Source organism: Kiritimatiellia bacterium, assembly GCA_028715905.1.
Taxonomy (GTDB): domain Bacteria; phylum Verrucomicrobiota; class Kiritimatiellia; order JAAZAB01; family JAAZAB01; genus JAQUQV01.
Genome location: JAQUQV010000044.1, coordinates 1 through 18,915 on the forward strand (window position 1 = coordinate 1; position 18,915 = coordinate 18,915).

The 18,915-nt window shown below is 54.4% G+C and carries 19 protein-coding genes; 18 read left to right on the plus strand and 1 reads right to left on the minus strand.

Annotation, left to right across the window (positions count from 1 at the left end; all coding sequences use genetic code 11):
- From PHP98_08810 to ruvA, 9 genes are all read left to right on the plus strand, one after another.
- On the plus strand, positions 1–782 hold a 782-nt coding region (locus tag PHP98_08810; GenBank protein MDD5483733.1), incomplete at its 5' end, for a hypothetical protein.
- Between the two features lie 775 nt (positions 783–1,557).
- Positions 1,558–1,986, plus strand: coding sequence for a 50S ribosomal protein L13 (gene rplM / locus PHP98_08815; GenBank protein ID MDD5483734.1), 429 nt, complete (start codon positions 1,558–1,560; stop codon positions 1,984–1,986).
- 1 nt (position 1,987) lies between these two features.
- The gene (gene rpsI, locus PHP98_08820) at positions 1,988–2,410 is read left to right on the plus strand and encodes a 30S ribosomal protein S9 (protein ID MDD5483735.1); all 423 of its coding nucleotides are present in this window, start codon (positions 1,988–1,990) and stop codon (positions 2,408–2,410) included.
- A gap of 8 nt (positions 2,411–2,418) precedes the next feature.
- Positions 2,419–3,648: a bifunctional glutamate N-acetyltransferase/amino-acid acetyltransferase ArgJ gene (gene argJ / locus PHP98_08825; GenBank protein MDD5483736.1), complete on the plus strand. Its 1,230-nt coding sequence runs from the start codon at positions 2,419–2,421 to the stop codon at positions 3,646–3,648.
- 4 nt (positions 3,649–3,652) lie between these two features.
- Complete coding sequence (argB, locus tag PHP98_08830; protein MDD5483737.1) at positions 3,653–4,522, plus strand: acetylglutamate kinase; 870 nt, start codon at positions 3,653–3,655, stop codon at positions 4,520–4,522.
- The gene (locus PHP98_08835) at positions 4,512–5,747 is read left to right on the plus strand and encodes an acetylornithine transaminase (protein ID MDD5483738.1); all 1,236 of its coding nucleotides are present in this window, start codon (positions 4,512–4,514) and stop codon (positions 5,745–5,747) included. Before argB ends, PHP98_08835 begins: the two co-directional genes overlap by 11 nt.
- Positions 5,748–5,893: 146 nt before the next feature.
- Positions 5,894–6,649: a YebC/PmpR family DNA-binding transcriptional regulator gene (locus PHP98_08840; GenBank protein ID MDD5483739.1), complete on the plus strand. Its 756-nt coding sequence runs from the start codon at positions 5,894–5,896 to the stop codon at positions 6,647–6,649.
- Positions 6,650–6,659: 10 nt separating this feature from the next.
- Entirely contained in the window at positions 6,660–7,214 is a 555-nt protein-coding gene (gene ruvC, locus PHP98_08845) for a crossover junction endodeoxyribonuclease RuvC (GenBank protein MDD5483740.1), read from the plus strand.
- Positions 7,211–7,795 (plus strand): Holliday junction branch migration protein RuvA, encoded by a 585-nt coding sequence (gene ruvA, locus PHP98_08850; GenBank protein ID MDD5483741.1) that lies wholly within the window; start codon positions 7,211–7,213, stop codon positions 7,793–7,795. The genes ruvC and ruvA overlap by 4 nt, the downstream gene beginning before the upstream one ends.
- A gap of 157 nt (positions 7,796–7,952) precedes the next feature.
- Here the strand turns inward: ruvA and PHP98_08855 are convergent, their stop codons facing one another.
- Complete coding sequence (locus PHP98_08855; GenBank protein MDD5483742.1) at positions 7,953–9,149, minus strand: histidine kinase dimerization/phosphoacceptor domain -containing protein; 1,197 nt, start codon at positions 9,147–9,149, stop codon at positions 7,953–7,955.
- A 197-nt stretch (positions 9,150–9,346) separates the two neighbouring features.
- Between PHP98_08855 and PHP98_08860 the strand changes: the two genes are divergently transcribed.
- From PHP98_08860 to PHP98_08900, 9 genes are all read left to right on the plus strand, one after another.
- The gene (locus PHP98_08860; GenBank protein MDD5483743.1) at positions 9,347–10,438 is read left to right on the plus strand and encodes a sugar phosphate nucleotidyltransferase; all 1,092 of its coding nucleotides are present in this window, start codon (positions 9,347–9,349) and stop codon (positions 10,436–10,438) included.
- 114 nt (positions 10,439–10,552) lie between these two features.
- Positions 10,553–10,990 (plus strand): Holliday junction resolvase RuvX, encoded by a 438-nt coding sequence (gene ruvX / locus PHP98_08865; protein MDD5483744.1) that lies wholly within the window; start codon positions 10,553–10,555, stop codon positions 10,988–10,990.
- Positions 10,972–11,709, plus strand: a complete 738-nt coding sequence (gene truA, locus PHP98_08870; GenBank protein MDD5483745.1) for a tRNA pseudouridine(38-40) synthase TruA — start codon at positions 10,972–10,974, stop codon at positions 11,707–11,709. The genes ruvX and truA overlap by 19 nt, the downstream gene beginning before the upstream one ends.
- Positions 11,710–11,887: 178 nt before the next feature.
- Entirely contained in the window at positions 11,888–12,430 is a 543-nt protein-coding gene (locus PHP98_08875; protein MDD5483746.1) for a D-lyxose/D-mannose family sugar isomerase, read from the plus strand.
- 317 nt (positions 12,431–12,747) lie between these two features.
- Positions 12,748–13,449: a DNA repair protein RadC gene (gene radC, locus PHP98_08880; protein MDD5483747.1), complete on the plus strand. Its 702-nt coding sequence runs from the start codon at positions 12,748–12,750 to the stop codon at positions 13,447–13,449.
- Between the two features lie 16 nt (positions 13,450–13,465).
- Complete coding sequence (locus PHP98_08885; protein ID MDD5483748.1) at positions 13,466–15,871, plus strand: DEAD/DEAH box helicase family protein; 2,406 nt, start codon at positions 13,466–13,468, stop codon at positions 15,869–15,871.
- Positions 15,872–15,880: 9 nt separating this feature from the next.
- Positions 15,881–17,314 carry an N-6 DNA methylase gene (locus tag PHP98_08890; protein MDD5483749.1) on the plus strand — a complete coding sequence of 478 codons (1,434 nt, stop codon included), beginning with the start codon at positions 15,881–15,883 and terminating at the stop codon, positions 17,312–17,314.
- On the plus strand, positions 17,307–18,326 hold the full coding sequence (locus PHP98_08895) for a virulence RhuM family protein (GenBank protein ID MDD5483750.1): 1,020 nt from the start codon (positions 17,307–17,309) through the stop codon (positions 18,324–18,326). The genes PHP98_08890 and PHP98_08895 overlap by 8 nt, the downstream gene beginning before the upstream one ends.
- A gap of 164 nt (positions 18,327–18,490) precedes the next feature.
- Positions 18,491–18,915: DUF1016 N-terminal domain-containing protein (locus PHP98_08900; protein ID MDD5483751.1), on the plus strand; the 425-nt coding region annotated here is incomplete at its 3' end.

An 18,915-nucleotide genomic window follows, 5' to 3' on the forward strand; every position in this document is an offset into this window, starting at 1 on the left:
ATCTTGCGGCATTGTACATAGATCACGTCAACGGACCGTTGACAACCAATCAGGATGCTTTCTGTTATTTTACGGTTGCAACATGGCGGGATGCGGCCGGGTTGGATGATGGTTTTTGGCGGGTAACGGCGGAAGGCAGCAACACTTACGGTTATGCGCAGGCCGGCGATGAAATCGGTTCCTGGATTTTTGAGGATATACGGAAGGGATTCAGCGCGTTGAAGAACACACTTGCCCCGATCAGTAATGTGCAATACAGGAAGAAAAGCGTTTCAACGAGCGAGCAAGGAGGCTGGGGATATATTGTAGACAACACTCGGTTGTTATCTATAACGATGTGGGGAGCGGCGGAGTGGAGTAGTTCCGGTTATGTGGCGATTTCTGCAAGGGCATCGGCGAACGCCGGCGGCGATGGCTCACAAAACTATGCCGCCGCACAAGCTTACCGGGATTCATGGAAGGTAACGGTTGGACCATTTTCAGAAGATAGTCCCGCCCGACAATTAGACGTATATTTTGGAGATCAGGGTAATACATATTTTGTGGATGTGGACGAATTGGGATTAGAAGCGGGGAAAATCGTAAAGATTGGTGAAATACCAGCGTTTGAAGAAACGTCTTTAGAGCTTGACTGGTTTCCCGAATCAGAAGAATGCCCATGGGCGTTAATTGGCTCGCCGTTTGCGCCATTTCCTCAGCCGCCGCCTAATTATGATTATCCAGAATTGGGTTATCGTGGCGGATTATCCTATTTAACCAAGTGGGTTTTCACATATAATTAAAGGAGAGATGCCAGAGGTAAGGCGGGGGGGGGCAGCATAGTTTTTTCCACGAACGCAGTCCGGATCGTCGTCCAATTATTCCGGAAAAATCTTTGACAATGTTGGCTGGACGCGCGGGACGAAGCTGGTTGTGACAAACTGGAGCGCGTATCTCTGGATAATGCAGAATCGTCTTGATTTCAAATCTTCAGAGACAAACACGCACAGTTATGGGAGCGGGTGGGTGATGATCACGAATGTGCTGGTGGGAAGCCTTGGGGATTATGGACCGATGAGCAACGTGGTTGACATAGGCCCCGTCATACCGACCAATTATTTTGGGGAAAATATGAGCGATTCCGGGACTTACCAGGTGGATATTACTTTCAGCGCTTCAACCAAGACGGTCTGGGGTTATAGCCATCGGTGGCGAGAACCAAGATCCGGCCGATCCTCCAGACGCAGGTCGCGGGACATTCGCAATAGCAATCAATCTTTATATGCACGGCTACGATATCCACATGTTTAACGAGGATGGACTCTATGGAGTTATTCACACCGAAGTATCCAATGCTATCGCCCGCTGTCGTCGGAGGCAATGCCGGGCATCAATATTGACCGCCGCGGCTTTTACGTTGAACCCTTACCCGAGTGCGCCAATCATACGCGTTTTCTTGAAGCGTGCGAAGGCGATCTCGCAACAGCCGTGAAATAAATGCAAATATTTTGTTTTTAGGGTTGACAAGAGCGCGGGAATAATTATTTTTCTCTTCATTTGGAAGGGTGGGGAAATACGTTGAAAACGACAATACCAAAAGAGAACGAAGTCGCAAGATCGTGGTACGTGGTGAACGCCGCCGACAAGGTGCTGGGCCGGCTGGCGGTAAAAATCGCCGGCATGGTCAGCGGCAAGGACAAGGTCAATTACACGCCCCATGTTGATCTGGGCGATTTTATTGTCGTGATTAACGCTGCCCGGGTGAAACTGACCGGCAAAAAAGAGGAACAGAAAATGTATCCGGACTATTCCGGGTTCCGCGGCGGCTACCGCGAAAGGAAAGCCGCCACGATCCGGGCGATCAAGCCGGAACGTCTCATCAGCGATGCGGTGCGCCGCATGCTCCCCAAAAACCGCCTGATGCGCAGAGCTTTTAAAAGAGTTTTTATTTATGCCGGCGAGGAACACCCTCATCAGGCGCAAAAACCAAAAATGCTGGAGATTTGAAATGCCGGATGAAAATAATAACGTGAACAATGCCGCCGCGTCTGTCGTCGGCGCGACTGGCCGCAGAAAAGTTGCCATGGCCGCGGTCCGCTTGACCGGCGGCAGCGGCCGGATCACGGTCAACGGCCGGGATTTCAAGGAATATTTTCCTCTGCAAAGTTTGCGCAATTTTATTCTCCAGCCCCTGCAGTTGACCAACATGAGCGAACGTTTTGACGTTGCCGCCCGCGTCAGGGGAGGCGGCATTGTGGGCCAGGCCGGCGCGCTCCGGCACGGACTGGCAAGGGCATTGCTGATGGTTGACGCCTCTTTGCGGACGGTCCTCAAAAACAGCGGTTTTTTAACGAGGGATTCGCGTCTTAAGGAGCGCAAAAAACCGGGACGGCCTGGCGCAAGGAAACGTTTCCAGTTCTCCAAGCGCTGATTTGTTTGATGCAAAAAAAGACAAGGCATAAATGGGTTCCCGGCGGCATAACTTCCCCGCAAGGCTTTTCCGCCTCCGGCGTGCGGGCCGGCATCAAGCCGCATTCTCCGCCTGACAAGAAAGACGTTGCCCTGATATTTTCTGCCGTCCCCGCAACGGCGGCCGGCGTTTTCACGCGCAACCGCGTGAAAGCCGCGCCGGTCATTCTGTGCCGGCGGCGGTTGAAAAGCCGGAAGATCCAGGCTGTGATTATCAATAGCGGCAACGCCAATGCCTGCACCGGACCGCGGGGACTGGCCGATGCGGAAGAATCCGCCGCCGCGACGGCCGGGCGGTTGCGCATCAGCCCCGCCCTGGTTTTTGTCTGTTCCACCGGCACCATTGGCGTGCCCATGCCGCTGGACCGGATGAAAAAGGGGATAAACCGCGCCGTGGAAAAACTGGGGCGCGGCGGCGGCCGCGACGCTGCCCGGGCGATCATGACCACCGATACGCGCGCCAAGGAGGCGGCGGTGCGCCTGCGCCTCGGCGGCAAGGATGTTGTTATCGGCGCCATGGCCAAGGGGGCCGGCATGATTGCCCCGCGCATGGCCACGCTGCTCGTGTTCATTACCACCGATGCCGCCATCGCGCCGGCGGCTTTGCAGGATGCGCTTTCCTGCGCGGTGGAGGAGAGTTTTAACCGTATTCTGGTTGACGGCGACCAGAGCACCAACGACACGGTTCTCTGTCTCGCCAGCGGCCTGGCCGGCAACCGGCTCATTGCGGCAAAACAGCCGGCGTGGGACGGGTTTAAAGCCGCCCTGACGGCCCTTTGCCGGAAGCTGGCTTATATGCTTGTTGAAGACGGCGAGGGGGTCACGCGCGTCGTCAGGCTTGATGTCAAGGGCGCAAAAAACAGGATGGAAGCCGAAAAAGTGGCGCGCGCCATCGCGCGTTCCCCGCTGGTGAAAACGTCCTGGTTCGGCGCCGATCCGAACTGGGGGCGCATCATGGGCGCGATCGGTTATTCCGGGGCGGCGGTTGATCCGGAAAGAATCAGCATTGACTATGAAGGGCGTCCGGCGGTGGTCAACGGCCGGTCGTCCGGCCTGCCGTCGGAGACGTTGAAAAAAATAATTGCCCGGAAAAAATTTGCGATTGGAATCAACCTGCGGCAGGGGAAAGCTTCCTATTCCATGCTGACCTGCGACTGCAGTCTTGATTATGTGCGGATCAACGCCGATTATATGACCTGATTTTATGCAGAAATTCATTGAAAAAACAAACGTCCTCATGGAGGCCATGCCGTATATCCGGCTGCTGCGGGGCAAGCCGGTCGTCATCAAGTTCGGCGGCAGCGCCATGGAAAACACCGATAACAGCAGGAGCATCCTGGCGGATGTGGCTTTCATGGAATGCGTCGGCATCCATCCCGTGATTGTGCACGGCGGCGGCGGGGCCATTTCCAGGAGGATGCGGGAAGCGGGCATACAGCCGAAGTTTGTGAACGGTCTCCGGGTTACCGACAGCGAATCAATGCGGGTGGTGGAAGAGGTGTTGAATCACGAAGTCAACGTTGAGATCGTGGAAACGCTGATTGCCAGCGGCGCCAGGGCCACGGGACTTCACGGGCCGGGGATTATCAGCGCCGAAAAGCGCGTTGTGCAGGACAATGTCGGGGTTGACCTGGGATTTGTGGGGCGGGTCGCGGCGGTGGATACCGCCCCGATTACGGCCTGTCTTCAGGCGGATATTATTCCCGTCATTACCCCTCTGGGCCGCGGGCCGGACGGACGGGTTTATAACATCAACGCCGATGATTCGGCGGCGGCCGTGGCGGTCGCCATCAACGCCTTCAAGCTGGTTTTCCTTTCGGATGTCCCGGGCGTGATGCGGGACGCCAAAGACGCCGATTCGGTCATTTCATCCCTGACGCGCAGCGAAATAGAAGCCTTGATCCGGAGCCGGGTGATCCAGGCCGGCATGATTCCCAAAATCCAGGGCGCGCTGGCGGCCATGGCCGCCGGTGTCAGGAAAGTGCACATCATTGACGGCCACGTCCTGCATTCGCTTTTGCTTGAAATATTCACGGATAAAGGCATCGGAACGGAGATAATCAATGACAATTAAAACCGAAGAAATAATCGCATCGTTTGAACAGAACGTTATTCCCTGCTACGCGCGCAAAGCCATCGCTCTGACGCACGGCAAAGGCACGAAAGTCTGGGACGCCGACGGCAAGGTTTATCTTGATTTTATCGCGGGCATCGCGGTCAACAATCTCGGGCACTGCCATCCCCGCGTCGTGGAAGCGATCAAAAAACAGGCCGAGCAGTTACTTCATGTTTCCAACCTTTATTGCCATGAGAACCAGGGGCTGTTGGCCAAAACCCTGGCCGGACTGGCTGGATTTCAGGGGGGGAAATGTTTCTTCTGCAATTCCGGCGCGGAAGCGAACGAGGGTTTGATCAAACTGGCGCGCCTCTGGGGACATGAGCGCAAACGGCATGAAATCATCACCATGCGCAATTCCTTTCACGGCCGGACCCTCGCCACTTTGACCGCGACCGGCCAGAGCAAAGTCCAGAAGGGTTTTGAGCCTCTGCCGGCCGGTTTTGTCTACGCCGACTTTAACAACCTTGACTCGGTCAAATCGGCCATTACCGACAAGACCGTCGCCGTGCTGGCGGAGCCGATCCAGGGCGAAGGAGGCGTTGTTCCGGCCGAAAAGGATTTTCTTCTGGGTCTGCGCGCGCTTTGTGATGCAAACGACATGCTGCTCTTGTTTGACGAAGTGCAGTGCGGCATGGGGCGCACCGGCGAATGGTTTGCGTTTCAAAATTACGGCGTGTTGCCGGATGCGTTTGCCCTGGCCAAGGCCCTGGCCGCCGGCCTCCCCATGGGGGCGGTTGTCGCCGCGCCGAAAACGGCCGACGTTCTGCAGGCCGGGACGCATGGCTCCACGTTCGGCGGCGGTCCTTGCGTGTGTGCCGCCGCTCTGGCGGCGATCAAAGCCGTCCGGGAGGAAAACCTCCTGCAGAACGCCAGGGAAATGGGCGAGAAATTAAAGAACGGACTGCAGGCGCTGGCCAACAAATATGAGCATCTCAAGGAAGTGCGGGGAACGGGGCTGATGCTCGCCCTTGTGCTTGACCAGCCGGCGAAAGAGCTGGAAGCCAAGTTGATGGACATCGGCCTGCTGGCGCTGGCGACCGCCGAGAATGTGCTCCGGTTCCTGCCGCCGCTCAACGTCAAGCCCAATGAAGTTGAGGAGGCTTTGGAAATCATTGATGATGTTTGCGCCGAATGGCACGGCCCGGCCGATGAACAGCCGGCGGAGAGCAAAACCGAATAGCGCGCGCTGCAACAGCCGGGCGCGAGGAATCCCCGTTGCCGGCCGGTTGTTAAAACTGCCGCGCCGTTGCCGGCGCGCTGTGCTTTATGTTGCCAAAGGCGCGCGGGTGAGATATACTTCATCAGATACGAGAGAGGAGAGTCGGTATGAGCGGACACAGTAAATGGAAAACCATTCAGCATAAAAAGGGCGCCGCGGACGCCAGGCGCGGGAAAATATTCAGCAAACTCAGCAAGGAACTGACCATTGCCGCCCGTGCCGGCGGCGGCGACCCGAACATGAACGCCGCCCTGCGCAATTTGATCGCCAAGGCCAAGGAATCCAATATGCCCTCGGATAATGTTGAAAGGGCCATCAAGAAAGGGACTGGTGAACTGGCCGGCAGCCAGCTGGATGAGGTAACCTACGAGGGGTTTGTGGCCGGCGGCGTTGCGCTCGTGATTAAAGTGCTGACCGACAACAAAAACCGGGCGGCCTCCGAAATCCGCCATATTTTCACCAAGTTTGGAAGCAACCTGGCCGTGCAGGGCGCGGTGGTGCGCAATTTCAAGCGCAAGGGACAGATTCTGGTTGATAACGCCGCGGTGGAAGAGGATAAACTCATGAATATTGTCCTTGAAGCCGGGGCCGAGGATATGCAGCAGGATGACGGCGTCTTTGACATCGTAACCGATCCGGCCGGTTTTCAGGCCGTGGTTGACGCTTTGGAAAAGGCGGGCATTAAAACCATCAGTTCCGAAATCACGCTTATTCCGGACAGTTACGTTACTATTACCGACAAAAGCGCCGCGGCCAACGTGCTCAAGTTCATTGAGACGCTTGAGGATAACGACGATGTCCAGAATGTTTATTCCAACGTGGACATTGACGAGAAAATCCTGAAAGAGCTTGAGCAGAAGTAAAAAAGGCATTATGAGCCGCATAATGGGCATGGACATGTCCCTCCGGTCGTCCGGGCTCGCGGTTATTGAATCGTCCGGTTCTGCCTTGAAGGCGGTTGAATACCGGCTTGTTAAAAATTCGCCCGCCCGCTTGATTTCCGAATGCCTGCTGCATATTTTCCGGGACGTGGCGGATATTCTGGGGCGCTGCCGTCCGGATGCGGCCGCCATTGAGGGGGTTTTTTTCTGCAAGAATTTCAAGACCGCCGTCGCTCTCGGCCAGGCGCGCGGCGCGGCCATCGCGGCCTGTGCCGCGGCCGGGGTGCCGGTTTACGAGTATGCCCCGCGCCGCGTCAAACAGGCGGTGGTGGGTTGCGGCGCGGCCGGCAAAGAGCAGGTGAAGAAAATGGCCATGCTGATCTTGAACCTGAAGGATGAACCCGGCGGCGACGCCGCGGACGCGCTGGCCATCGCGATCTGCCACGCGCACAACATCAAGCGCTGTAAAATTTGCGGCCCGGAAGCATCCGCGTCAAATGATTTGCGCGGCGCGTTCCTCGTTTCAAGGGGCATGGTTGCGATATGATCACTTTTCTTGAAGGAACGCTCGTGGAAAAATCACCCGCCCGGGTGGTCGTCAGGGTGGGCGGCGTGGGTTACGAGGTGTTTATTCCGCTCAGCAGTTTTGACCGTCTGCCGGCCGAAAACCGCGATTGCCGCCTCCTGGTTTATGAATATCTCCGCGAGGACCTGCATTCCCTTTTCGGCTTTGCGAGCGAGGCGGAGCGCAGGGCTTTCATATTGCTGATGAATGTCAATGGCATCGGGCCGAAGCTGGCGATGAGCGCCTTGAGCAGCCTGGCGGTGTCCGATTTAAACAAGGCGATTGCCGCCGGCGATATCGCGCGGCTGACGACCATTGCCGGCATCGGTAAAAAGACAGCCGAACGAATGGTGGTTGAATTGCGCGACAAGCTTTCCACGTCCGATTTGCCGGGCGGAACGGGTTTGCCCGGGGAAAATATCAAGACTGCCGACGCCATTCTCGCGCTCGTGTCTCTCGGTTACAAGCAGAACGAGGCCGCCAGAATGGTGTCCACGGCGGCGGCCGGCGGCGTTGATGACATGCCGGTAGAGGAAATTATACGCCGCGCCTTGCGGCGTTGAATGGCCGTCTTTTTTACAGCCGGGAAAAACGATGGAGATTGTCATCTCGCCATGATAACGGCGCGGCCGGTCCCGGTGTTTCGCGCGAATACATCCGGTTTGTATTTTTCCAGAGGGCCGCGGCTGCTATTGGGCAATGGGTTGTTTATCCCCGGTTTTACGCGCCGCCGTCGATTTTTTCCGGAAAAGTTACTGTAAAGCGTGTGCCGCGAGTATTGTCCATGGAGAGCGTTCCGTTCAGTTGCGACACCAGCGCGTTTACCAGTTGCAGGCCGAGCGAGTGCGGATGGTTGACGTCCACCTTGTCCGGGAAGGGAACCCCGTTGTTGGCAATGGTAATTGCGATGGATCCCTCCCTCCGCTGGACGGAAATTAAAAGCTCGCCTTTGGGTTGTCCCCCGCCGGCCTGGCCTTGCTGGAATCCGTGTTTGAGCGCGTTCATCACGAGTTCGTTCACGATTAGGCTGCACGGGATCGCCTGGGAAAGGGAAAAGGATTCATGGCCGCCTTCCCACCGCATGACGATTGAGGAAGGGTCTACTTGATAGAATTGAAAAAGGTCATGGATGATTCCCGTGATATAATTGTGCATGTTGATTTCGCGCGCACCTTCAGGCGGCCGGAACGCGTCATATGCTTTTGCCATGGATTTGATCCTGGCCTGGGTCTGCCGGAACAGTTCCGCGTCGTGCGGGTCGCGGATGTAGGCCGCCTGCAGGTTCAGGAGGCTGGAGATCACCTGCAGATTGTTTTTAACGCGGTGCTGGATTTCCCGCAGGAGAATTTCCTTTTCCTTGACCGATTTTTTGAGCTCGTCCGCTGTTTTCTTTCCGAAAGCCAGGTGTCCGATGAGGGCGGCATACATACACAGGATGTCAAGGTCCTCCGCGCTGAAAATCCTCCGGTCAAGGAGGTTGTCAATGCAGATGCATCCGATGACCCGGCTGCCGTTCCACAGGGCGGCAATGGCGTGCATGCCCCGCCCGACTTCCTCGCCCTTGTCGTTGCGCAGGACGCAATCCTGTTGAATTAACAGGCGGCGCTTGTCGGCCAGGACCTCTCCCATGGGCGCGGCGCGGTTTAAGGTTATCAGCCGCGCGCGCTCGTCGCGCGCTTTTCCGCTTTCGTCCATGCCGAATGAGCCGCCCGCCACCATTGAATTGCCCCGCCGAAACCAGAGGCTGACCCGTTTGCATTCCAGTATCTGGCACCCGAAGACCACGGCCTGCCGGCACAAATCGTCAAAGGATTCGACGGTTGAAAGATCGTTGCCGATCTGATGCAGTGCCAGCAGCCGGTTTCGCATCCGCATTAATTCATTCCCGTCGTTTTTGCAGGCCGATCTGATGCGCATAAGATTTTTTTGCAGTGTGTTTGCCAGCCCCGTTTTTTTATTGAAAAAAACTTTAGCATACGGCCTGGGGGGTTGTCAAAAATTCATTTTGATGTTGTTTGCCGGCGAATTGACTCCAGGGCGGGTTATTTTGCTCTTGCGTGACGGGGGTGATAATGGCAGACTGATTCAAAAAAATGAGCTGGAGAAAAATTATCATGCCGAAAAAAAACAATTTTTATGCGGTCATCCTGGCGGGAGGATCCGGCGAGCGTTTCTGGCCGATGAGCACCGCCCGCCGGCCGAAACAGTTTCTGAATATCCCTGCCGGGAAACCGCTGATTTGCGCCGCGGTGGAACGGATAGAGAAATTAATCCCCAAGAAACGGATATTTATCATTACGCGAAAAGATTTGGCCGCCCTGGCGCGCCGGGTTTTGCCGGATTTTCCTGCGGAAAACGTGATTGCGGAACCCTACGGCCGCGACACGGCCGCCGCCGTGGCGCTGGCCGCGGGCCTGGTGAAAAGCCGTAGTCCCGGGGCCGCCTTTTGCGTGCTGACTTCGGACCATCTGATTAAAGATGAGCCGGTTTTTCTGCAAACCCTGAATGCGGCCTTCCGGCTCGCCCTTGCTTCCGATTGCCTGGTTACCATCGGAATCAAGCCCTCTTTTCCCAGCACGGGGTTCGGCTATATTGAAGCCGGGCAAGAATTGAAACTGCCCGGCAAAACGGTTTTTGCGGAAGCGAAACGTTTTGTTGAAAAACCAGATTTGCCGACCGCCGGAAAATATATGAAAAGCGGAAGGTTTTACTGGAATTCCGGCATGTTTGTCTGGGCGCTTCCCGTCCTGGAGGCCGCCCTGGCGGAACACTGTCCCCGGCTCCTCGGATTGGTCAACAAGATCGGCGCCGCGCCCGGTCCGATGGCATTGAAGGCGGTTTTAAAAAAAGAATACGCGGCGCTGGAAAAGATTTCGGTGGACTACGCCTTGATGGAAAAGGCCGCCAACATTGTCATGGCCAAGAGCGCCTTCCGCTGGGATGACGTCGGTTCATGGGCGGCGCTTGAAGCGCATTGCAAAAAAGATTCCGGCAACAACGTCGTTGTCGGAAACGGAGAAACGTTTGACGCCGCCGGCAATATTGCCGTGGCGGAGGACGGCTTGATCGCGCTGGTCGGCGTGCGCGACCTGGTGGTGGTGCGTTCCGGCGCCGCCACCCTGGTTTGCGCCAAAAGCAAGGCCCAGGATGTCAAGCAACTCGTGGCGCGGATGAAAAAAAGCGGGAAGTATAAAGACCTGGTTTGATATGCGCGCATTGGAAACATGTGAGCATTCAACATCAACTCTTAACCGATGCAATTGTGCTGAAAGTTCAATGTTGAATGCCGGAAGTTTTCTTGCGGCTCTTACGGGTAAGTTATGGGAAGTTATCTAGGCATAGACTTTGGGCGGAAACGTATTGGCGTGGCCGGCAGCGATGAAAACGGCCGGATTGCATTTCCGTTGTGTGTCATTCAGAACGCCGGGGGACAGCCTGTAATTAAGGAGATCAGCCGCATTGCCGCGGAGCGCAAGGCCGAGAAAATCATCGTCGGCTTGCCTTTGAATCTGGACGGCTCAAAAGGTTTGGCCGTCGGAGACGTGGAGCAGTTCGCAAGCCGCTTGAAGACGCGCGTTGCGCTGCCGGTTGAATTCTGGGATGAGCGCCTGAGCACCAAGATCGCGGAGCGCGCCATGATTGACGGGGGGTTATCGCGCCGCCGCCGGCGGCAATCCATTGACCGGGTCGCGGCGCAGATTATGCTGCAATCCTACCTTGACGCGCATGGAAATGAAAAATGCAGCGTTATAAGCTGACAATTTCTTACGACGGCTCCGGTTATGCCGGCTGGCAGGTCCAGCCGGGCGTGAAAACCGTTCAGAGCGAACTGGAGCGTTGTTTTCGCGAATTCGCCGGCCGCGCGGTGAAAATCCATGGCAGCGGACGGACCGACCGGGGCGTGCATGCCGCCGGGCAGGTGGCTCACCTTGATCTTCCCGCGCGCATGGAAGCCAGAACAATCATCAAGGCGGGCAACGCCCTCCTGCCGCCGGACATCCGCCTCTTAAAAGCCGGGCCGGCCGCGCCTGATTTTCACGCCCGCCGGGACGCGGTTTGCAAGGAATACCGTTATTTCATCTGGAATGCTTGCGTCCTCCCGCCTTTTTTGTGCCGTTACCGCACCCATGTCCGCCAGCCGCTTGATGTCGCGGTTATGCGGAATGCGGCGGCAAAGTTGACGGGTAAACATGATTTCGCGTCTTTTACCGCCAATCCCAGCCGGCTGGTGGAAAGCACCGTCCGTAATCTGTCGGCGCTGGCGGTCCGGCGCCGGGGCAAGGAAATTGTGATCGCGGTCCGCGGCGACGGCTTTCTTTACCGGATGGTGCGCAGTCTGGCCGGGTTTCTGATCAGGGTGGGGGCGGGCGATTTGCCGGCTGCGGCGGCGGAAAATATTTTGGCGCGCAAGCAAAGGACCGCGGTAGTCCCGACCGCCCCTCCGCAAGGCCTTTTTTTGTGGAAGGTGTATTATTAAATGCCGAATATTGCGTTGAAAAAGCGCAAACACGGTCAACGTTAACAATGGACCGTCGGCGGTTTATTATTGTTTGAGAGGTGCAGGCCTGATGCTTCCGCAAACGCGTCGTGGAGCGCGGCGGCAAGCCGCAGGTTATTGATAATCAAAAATATAATTACAGGAAGGAGCGATGTAAATGCTTTCCATCAAAACAATAAAAAAAGCCCAGAAAAGGACAGTCAAAATGCTTGCCGGCGCAAAGATAAGATTGACCGACGCTGAAAAGGAAAGGATTGAGGTCTGCGACTTCAATCTGGGGCGCCTTGAAAATATAGGGACCGAAATTGTTATTTACGTCAACACGGTGCGTTGTTGCGCAAAGGAACTGGTTTTGTTTCCCGGCCAGATATGTCCCGAACACATCCATCCGCAGGTTGGAAATTATCCCGGCAAAGAAGAAACGTTCCGCTGCCGATGGGGGGAGGTTTTCCTGTATGTGCCCGGCCGGCCAACGCGTTGTCCGAAGGCGAAAATTCCGGAGGACAGGAAAAAATATTTTACAGCATGGCATGAGATAATACTGAAGCCCGGCGAGCAATATACCTTGAAGGAAAAAACCCGGCACTGGTTTCAGGCGGGAAGTAAAGGCGCAATCATATCGGAGTTTTCCACGAGAAGCCTTGATAAAATGGATGTTTTCACCGACCCGGACATAAAACGCGTCTCCAATCTTGGCTGATCCTGGAATATGGAAAATGGAGCGGCAATTCAGGCGTTGCTTTCATGCGGCCGGCCGGGTCCCATGGTGCGGCTGGCGGCGGACAATCTTGCCGCAAAAGAGCGCAAAATCAGGGTGGGAGCCGAACTCCTGTTCGGCGATGTATCTGGTGTTTGGAATCGCCGCATGGGGATGCGGTTCGTCCGGAATCGCCGCATGGGGATGCGGCTCCTACGCCGCTCAAATACAGTTGCCGCTTTTGGCGGCGTGCGCCATGCAACAATTGCGGCCTTGACGCCGCGTCCGGGAGGGGTAGTATGCAAGGGGTTTAAACAACCATGCCAAAAAAACGTGAAACAGCCGGAATCAAGAACTGGCCGCGGGATGACCGGCCAAGAGAAAAACTGCTCAAGAATGGCGCGGAGGCCTTGAGCAATTCCGAGCTGCTTGCCATTCTTTTGCGCACGGGCACGACCGGCGCCAGCGCCCTGGATATTGCCCGCAGGATAGTTGAAAAATTCGGCACGTTCAGGAACATGATTCAGACCGACCCGCGCGATTGGAAGGGGTTCAAGGGTGTCGGTCCGGCCAAAATCGCCCATATCCAGGCCGCGCTTGAAATCGGGCGGAGGTTTCGCGAGGTTGAGGCGAACGCGGATAAACGGAAAATCGCCTCAGCCAAAGATGTGGTTGATATCATCATGCCGCAGATGCGCGATTTAAAGACCGAAGTTTTCAAGATCGTTTATCTGGACAGCAGCAATGGAGTTATTGAAATCGCGGACGCGGCTTGCGGCACGGTCAACCAGGCCATGCCGATCGTGCGGGAAATCATTCATTCCGCATTGCGGAAATTCGCGGCGTCAATCATCTGCGCGCATAATCACCCCTCCGGCAATCCCGATCCCAGCGCGGAAGACCGCGCGTTCACAAAAGAACTGACCCAAGCCGGGGAAATGATGCAGATTAAGGTTCTTGACCACATAATTATCGGCGACAACAAATATTACAGCTTTGCGGATAAAGGGCGGATGGAATAAGCCTGCGGATGAAAAAATGACAAATAAAAAAGAACTGTCAGAACGGGATATTTGCACGCAATACATCCTGCCCGCCCTGGTCAAGGCCGGGTGGGACGTTGCAAAACAAATAAGGGAAGAAGTTTATTTTACCGACGGGCGTATTTTTGTCAAAGGCGGCAAAACCGCGCGCGGCGAAAGGAAACGCGCCGATTTCATTCTTTACCTTAAACCGAATGTTCCGGTCGCTGTTATTGAAGCCAAGGATAACAACCATTCCGTGGGCGCCGGGTTACAGCAGTCCCTGGGTTACGCAAAAATGCTCGATATCCCGGTTGCTTTCAGTTCCAATGGAGATGGATTTGTTCAGCATGATCTTTCCGGCTTTACTCCAATAATAGAGAAGGAATTGACTTTGGACGCTTTCCCTTCCCCTGCTGAACTCTGGCGGATGTATAAAAAGCACAAAAACATTACGACTTCTGAACAAGAGGAAGCCGTCTCGTTTGACTACTTTTTTGACGGATCGGGACGCGCGCCGCGTTACTACCAGCAGATCGCCGTAAATAGAACGATCGAAGCAATAGCGCGCGGGGAGAACAGAATCCTTCTTGTAATGGCCACCGGAACGGGAAAAACATATGCTGCTTTTCAGATAATATACCGGCTTTGGAAAAACGGCCGAAAAAAAAGGATTCTTTTTCTGGCAGACCGCAATGTGCTTATTGACCAGACCAAACGGGGAGATTTTAAGCATTTTAAAGACCGCATGACGGTCATCAAAAAGAAAAAAATAGACAAGGCGTTTGAGATTTACCTCGCCCTTTACCAGGGATTGACGAACTACAATGAAGACAAGGATGCCTACCGGGAATTCAGCCGTGATTTTTTCGATCTGGTGGTTGTTGACGAATGCCATCGCGGAAGTGCGGCCGCCGACAGCGCGTGGAGGGCAATCCTTGACTATTTCAGTTCCGCGACTCATATCGGCCTTACCGCGACTCCGCGGGAAACAAAGGATATCTCCAACATCGCTTACTTCGGCGAGCCGATTTACACCTATTCGCTCAGGCAGGGCATTGAGGATGGATTCCTGGCTCCCTATAAAGTCATCCGCGTGGGGCTCAATACCGACCTTGAAGGCTGGCGTCCGGAAGCAGGCAAAAAAGACAAGGACGGCCATGAGGTTGAGGACCGGGTTTATAACACCAGGGATTTTGACAAAAACCTGGTAATTGATGAACGGACAAAAATTGTCGCCAAAAAGGTGTCGGAGTATCTGAAGAAAACCGACCGCTTTGACAAAACCATAGTTTTTTGCGTGGATATTGAACACGCCGAGCGCATGCGGCAGGCGCTGATCAACGAGAACCCTGATTTGGCAAAAGAAAATTACAAGTATGTTATGCGCATTACCGGGGACGACGAGGAAGGCAAGCGCGAAGTGGACAATTTCATAAATCCCGAGGAGCGTTATCCGGTTATCGCAACCACGTCAAAATTGATGACCACCGGCATTGACGCCCAGACCTGCAAATTGATTGTGCTTGATTCCAACATCCAGTCGCTGACCGAATTCAAGCAGATTATTGGGCGCGGAACCCGTATTAACGAGGATTATGGCAAAACCTTTTTCGCCATTATGGATTTCCGCAACGTGACCGATCTTTTCGCAGATCCGGCGTTTGATGGTGATCCGGTCATGATCAGGCAGGTTAGCGGGGAAGACGAGTTGACCGGCCGGGATATTTACCCGGAAGAAGGCGGGGAAATCGTGGACCCCGCGACCGGACTGCCGGTTGATTTTGATGGAAAGGAAACAAAAGAATATTCTATTCAGCCGGAAATTATTCAGGCCCGGGCAATAATAGCGGAGCATCACCGGAAGGTATTTGTCGCGGGCGTGGATGTTTCGGTCTTAAACGAACGGGTTCAGCATCTGGACGAGACCGGCCGGCTTATTACGGAGACCCTGAAGGACTACACCAGAAAAAACATCCTGCGGGAATTCCGCTCGCTTGACGATTTTCTCGTCCGCTGGAAAAGCGCCCGCAAAAAGAAAGCCGTTATAGATGAATTGGAATCCCATGGAATAATCGCGGCCAATCTCATGGCGGAAGTAAAAAAGGATTTGGACGTCTTTGACTTGGTGTGCCATATCGCCTGGGGCATGCCGGCGCTTACCCGCCGGGAACGCGCCGAAAAAGTGAAGAAGCGCGACTGCTTCGCCAGGTATGGCGAACAGGCGCGGAAGGTCATTGACGCGCTTTTGGACAAGTATGCCGATGAGGGCGTTGAAAACATTGAAAACCTCTCGGTCTTGAGAATCGAACCTTTTAATCAAATGGGCACCCCCTCCGAAATCATCAGGATTTTCGGGGGCCGGGACCAATATCTTCATGCCGTCGTGGAATTGGAAAACGAGCTTTATGCCGTGGCGTAAAGAGAATTGATGAAAAACATCGGGAATATCATAAAAACACTGCAGAACATCATGCGCAAAGACCCGGGCGTCTCCGGCGACGCCCAGCGCATCGAGCAGTTGGGCTGGATGATCAGTCTCAAGATTCTTGACGACAAGGACAAGGAGTTGGAGCTTCTTAATGAAAAATACGTTTCCCCGATTCCCAAAAAACTGCAGTGGCGCAATTGGGCGGCGGATGACGAGGGCATGACCGGCGATGAGCTTAAAAGCTTTGTTGACGGCGCGCTGATGCCCAGGCTTAAAAATCTTGACGTGAGTTCCGGCAACAAACGCGCGCTCATTATCCGAGAGATATTCGACGGCACGAATAACTACATGAAAAACGGGACGATCATCCGCCAGGTAGTCAACGCGTTGAACCAGATTGATTTCAACAAGGCGGAGGACCGGCACGTGTTCGGCGATATTTACGAAACTATTCTGCGCGACCTGCAAAGCGCCGGCAATTACGGGGAGTTTTACACTCCCCGCGCCTTGACCGAGTTCGTCGCTGAAATGATCAATCCCCGGCTGGGCGAAAAAGTCCTGGACCCCGCCTGCGGCACGGGCGGATTCCTCACCAGCGCAATCGAAAACATCCGGAAACAGGATGTCAAGGGAGTTGAGGACCTCAAGATGCTGGAAAAAACGATCCACGGCATGGAATTCAAACCACTGCCCTTCATGCTGTGCGTCACCAATTTGATCCTGCACGATATCGAAGTGCCCAACGTGGACTATACCGACAGTTTGAACCGGGAATACACTTCCATCGGCCAGAAAGACCGGGTTGACGTCATCTTGGCCAATCCGCCTTTTGGCGCCTCGGTTACCGACGGCGCGGAGACCAACTTTCCCCTGAATTTTCGCACCACGGAAAGCGCGGACCTTTTCCTGATGCTTATGGCGCGGTATTTGAAAGCCGGCGGGCGCGCCGGCATAGTTCTGCCGGATGGCTCGCTTACCGGTGACGGCGTGAAACAGCGCATTCGTCAGCACTTTTTGGAAAACTGCAATCTGCATACGATTGTCCGCCTGCCGAACTCGGTTTTTCAGCCCTATGCCAGCGTCGCCACCAACCTTCTTTTCTTTGAAAAAGGCAAGTCCACAAAAGAAATCTGGTTTTGGGAGCATAAATTGCCCGAAGGCGTAAAAGCCTATAGCAAGACCAAGCCGATCCGGAAAAGCGAGTTTGACGGCCTTAAAAAGTGGTGGCGGAAACGCAGGGAAAACGAACAGGCGTGGAAAGTTTCCATGGAGGCGATCATTGCCAATGGTTATAACTTGGACATAAAGAATCCCCATGTTCCGGAGGAAGAGCAGAGCCATTCCAGCACGGAGATTGTTTCCATGCTTCATGACTCCTTCCGCAGGAGCAACGAACTCCTTGAAAGGCTGAAAAAGGAAATCGGCGATGGATAAGGATAAAAACCAGTCCAATATAATTTTCTACCAAACTGAAGACGGCCGGACAAAACTGGAAGTCCGGCTTGAAGATGAGACGGTCTGGTTGAGTCAGAAGTTGATGGCCGACCTTTTCCAAAAGGACGTGCGGACCATAAATGAACACATTCGGAATGTTTTTGAAGAAGGGGAGTTAAATCAGGCGGCAACTATCCGGAAATTCCGGATAGTTCAAAAAGAAGGTGAACGGGACGTTACCAGGGAAGTTGATTTCTACAACCTTGATGTGGTAATCTCAGTCGGCTACCGGGTCAAGTCATTGCGCGGCACACAATTCCGCATCTGGGCTACCCAGCGCCTGAAAGAATATATCGTCAAGGGTTTTACCCTGGATGACGAACGGCTTAAACAGGGTGGGCAGAAAGCAAGATATTTCCAGGAACTGCTCCAGCGCATCCGCGACATCCGCAGCAGCGAGCGCAATTTTTACCAGAAGGTAACCGATATTTACGCCACCAGCATTGATTACCGGAAAGACGACGCACTTACCCGCGAATTCTTTGCCACGGTGCAGAACAAGATGCACTATGCGGTGCACGGCCATACCGCCGCGGAAATCATCTCCGAGCGCGCCAACAGAAGGAAGCCGCTGATGGGGCTGACCAGCTTCAAAGGCAGTTACATAACCGCGCATGACGTAAAAATCGCCAAGAATTATCTCACCGAAAGCGAGCTCCGGCAATTGAATCTGATTGTGTCCATGTATCTTGACTTTGCTGAATTGCAGGCGACCAACGGCCGGCTTATGAAAATGGCCGACTGGATAGCCAAGCTGGACGACTTCTTGAAACTGAGCGAACGCAAGCTTCTGAAGAATGCCGGAAGCGTGAGCGCCGAACAGGCCGCGCGCAAGGCCGAAGATGAATTTGAAATATTCCGCAAAGCGCGGGATAAAAACTATATTTCCGACTTTGACCGGGCGGTAAATGCGCTTGAGCAAAAAGCGGCAAAGCAAGGCAAAAAAAACTGAATGGAGCAATGAATAAAACCACAATATGAGACTTACAAAATCAGTAGTTCGGAACCAGAGCAATCAATGGCAAGAGCATTATGAAAAATAATATTTTGACCGATAAACTTCTTTCCGAAATCAGGGAACTGATCCTTTCGGCCCGGTCAACAGCGGCGCGCGGCGTGAATGCCGTGCAGGTGCTGGCCTGTTTTGAAATCGGCCGCCGGATTGTGGAACACGAACAAAAGGGAACCGCCCGGGCGCAATATGGCAAAGAAGCGCTTAAAGAGCTTTCGGCCAAGCTGACGACCGAGTTTGGAACTGGTTTTTCAGAGCGAAATTTGCGGAATATGCGCAAGTTCTATTTGGTATACCAAAGCCGTGCCAAACAGATTTGGCAGACGCCGTCTGCCAAATTGCCGGACAGGCAAAAAAGCCGGATTCCATCTGCGAAATCTGAATTATTGCCAAAACGCCAGATGCCATCTGGCAAATCAAGCAAACCAGCATTCAGCTTAAGCTGGTCCCAATACGTTTTTCTTGTCGGCATAAAAGACGCTGACGCGCGGAGCTTTTACGAAATAGAAGCGGCAAACAATAACTGGAC

Bases quoted from the DNA above. Each gene is read 5' to 3' on its own strand.
- rpsI (MDD5483735.1), top strand. From the start codon at position 1,988: ATGCCGGATGAAAATAATAACGTGAACAATGCCGCCGCGTCTGTCGTC.
- PHP98_08840 (MDD5483739.1), top strand. From the start codon at position 5,894: ATGAGCGGACACAGTAAATGGAAAACCATTCAGCATAAAAAGGGCGCC.
- radC (MDD5483747.1), top strand. From the start codon at position 12,748: ATGCCAAAAAAACGTGAAACAGCCGGAATCAAGAACTGGCCGCGGGAT.
- argB (MDD5483737.1), top strand. From the start codon at position 3,653: ATGCAGAAATTCATTGAAAAAACAAACGTCCTCATGGAGGCCATGCCG.
- PHP98_08835 (MDD5483738.1), top strand. From the start codon at position 4,512: ATGACAATTAAAACCGAAGAAATAATCGCATCGTTTGAACAGAACGTT.
- truA (MDD5483745.1), top strand. From the start codon at position 10,972: ATGCAGCGTTATAAGCTGACAATTTCTTACGACGGCTCCGGTTATGCC.
- PHP98_08895 (MDD5483750.1), top strand. From the start codon at position 17,307: ATGGATAAGGATAAAAACCAGTCCAATATAATTTTCTACCAAACTGAA.
- PHP98_08885 (MDD5483748.1), top strand. From the start codon at position 13,466: ATGACAAATAAAAAAGAACTGTCAGAACGGGATATTTGCACGCAATAC.
- PHP98_08890 (MDD5483749.1), top strand. From the start codon at position 15,881: ATGAAAAACATCGGGAATATCATAAAAACACTGCAGAACATCATGCGC.
- PHP98_08855 (MDD5483742.1), bottom strand. From the start codon at position 9,149: ATGCGCATCAGATCGGCCTGCAAAAACGACGGGAATGAATTAATGCGG.
- ruvA (MDD5483741.1), top strand. From the start codon at position 7,211: ATGATCACTTTTCTTGAAGGAACGCTCGTGGAAAAATCACCCGCCCGG.
- PHP98_08875 (MDD5483746.1), top strand. From the start codon at position 11,888: ATGCTTTCCATCAAAACAATAAAAAAAGCCCAGAAAAGGACAGTCAAA.
- PHP98_08860 (MDD5483743.1), top strand. From the start codon at position 9,347: ATGCCGAAAAAAAACAATTTTTATGCGGTCATCCTGGCGGGAGGATCC.
- ruvX (MDD5483744.1), top strand. From the start codon at position 10,553: ATGGGAAGTTATCTAGGCATAGACTTTGGGCGGAAACGTATTGGCGTG.
- argJ (MDD5483736.1), top strand. From the start codon at position 2,419: ATGCAAAAAAAGACAAGGCATAAATGGGTTCCCGGCGGCATAACTTCC.
- ruvC (MDD5483740.1), top strand. From the start codon at position 6,660: ATGAGCCGCATAATGGGCATGGACATGTCCCTCCGGTCGTCCGGGCTC.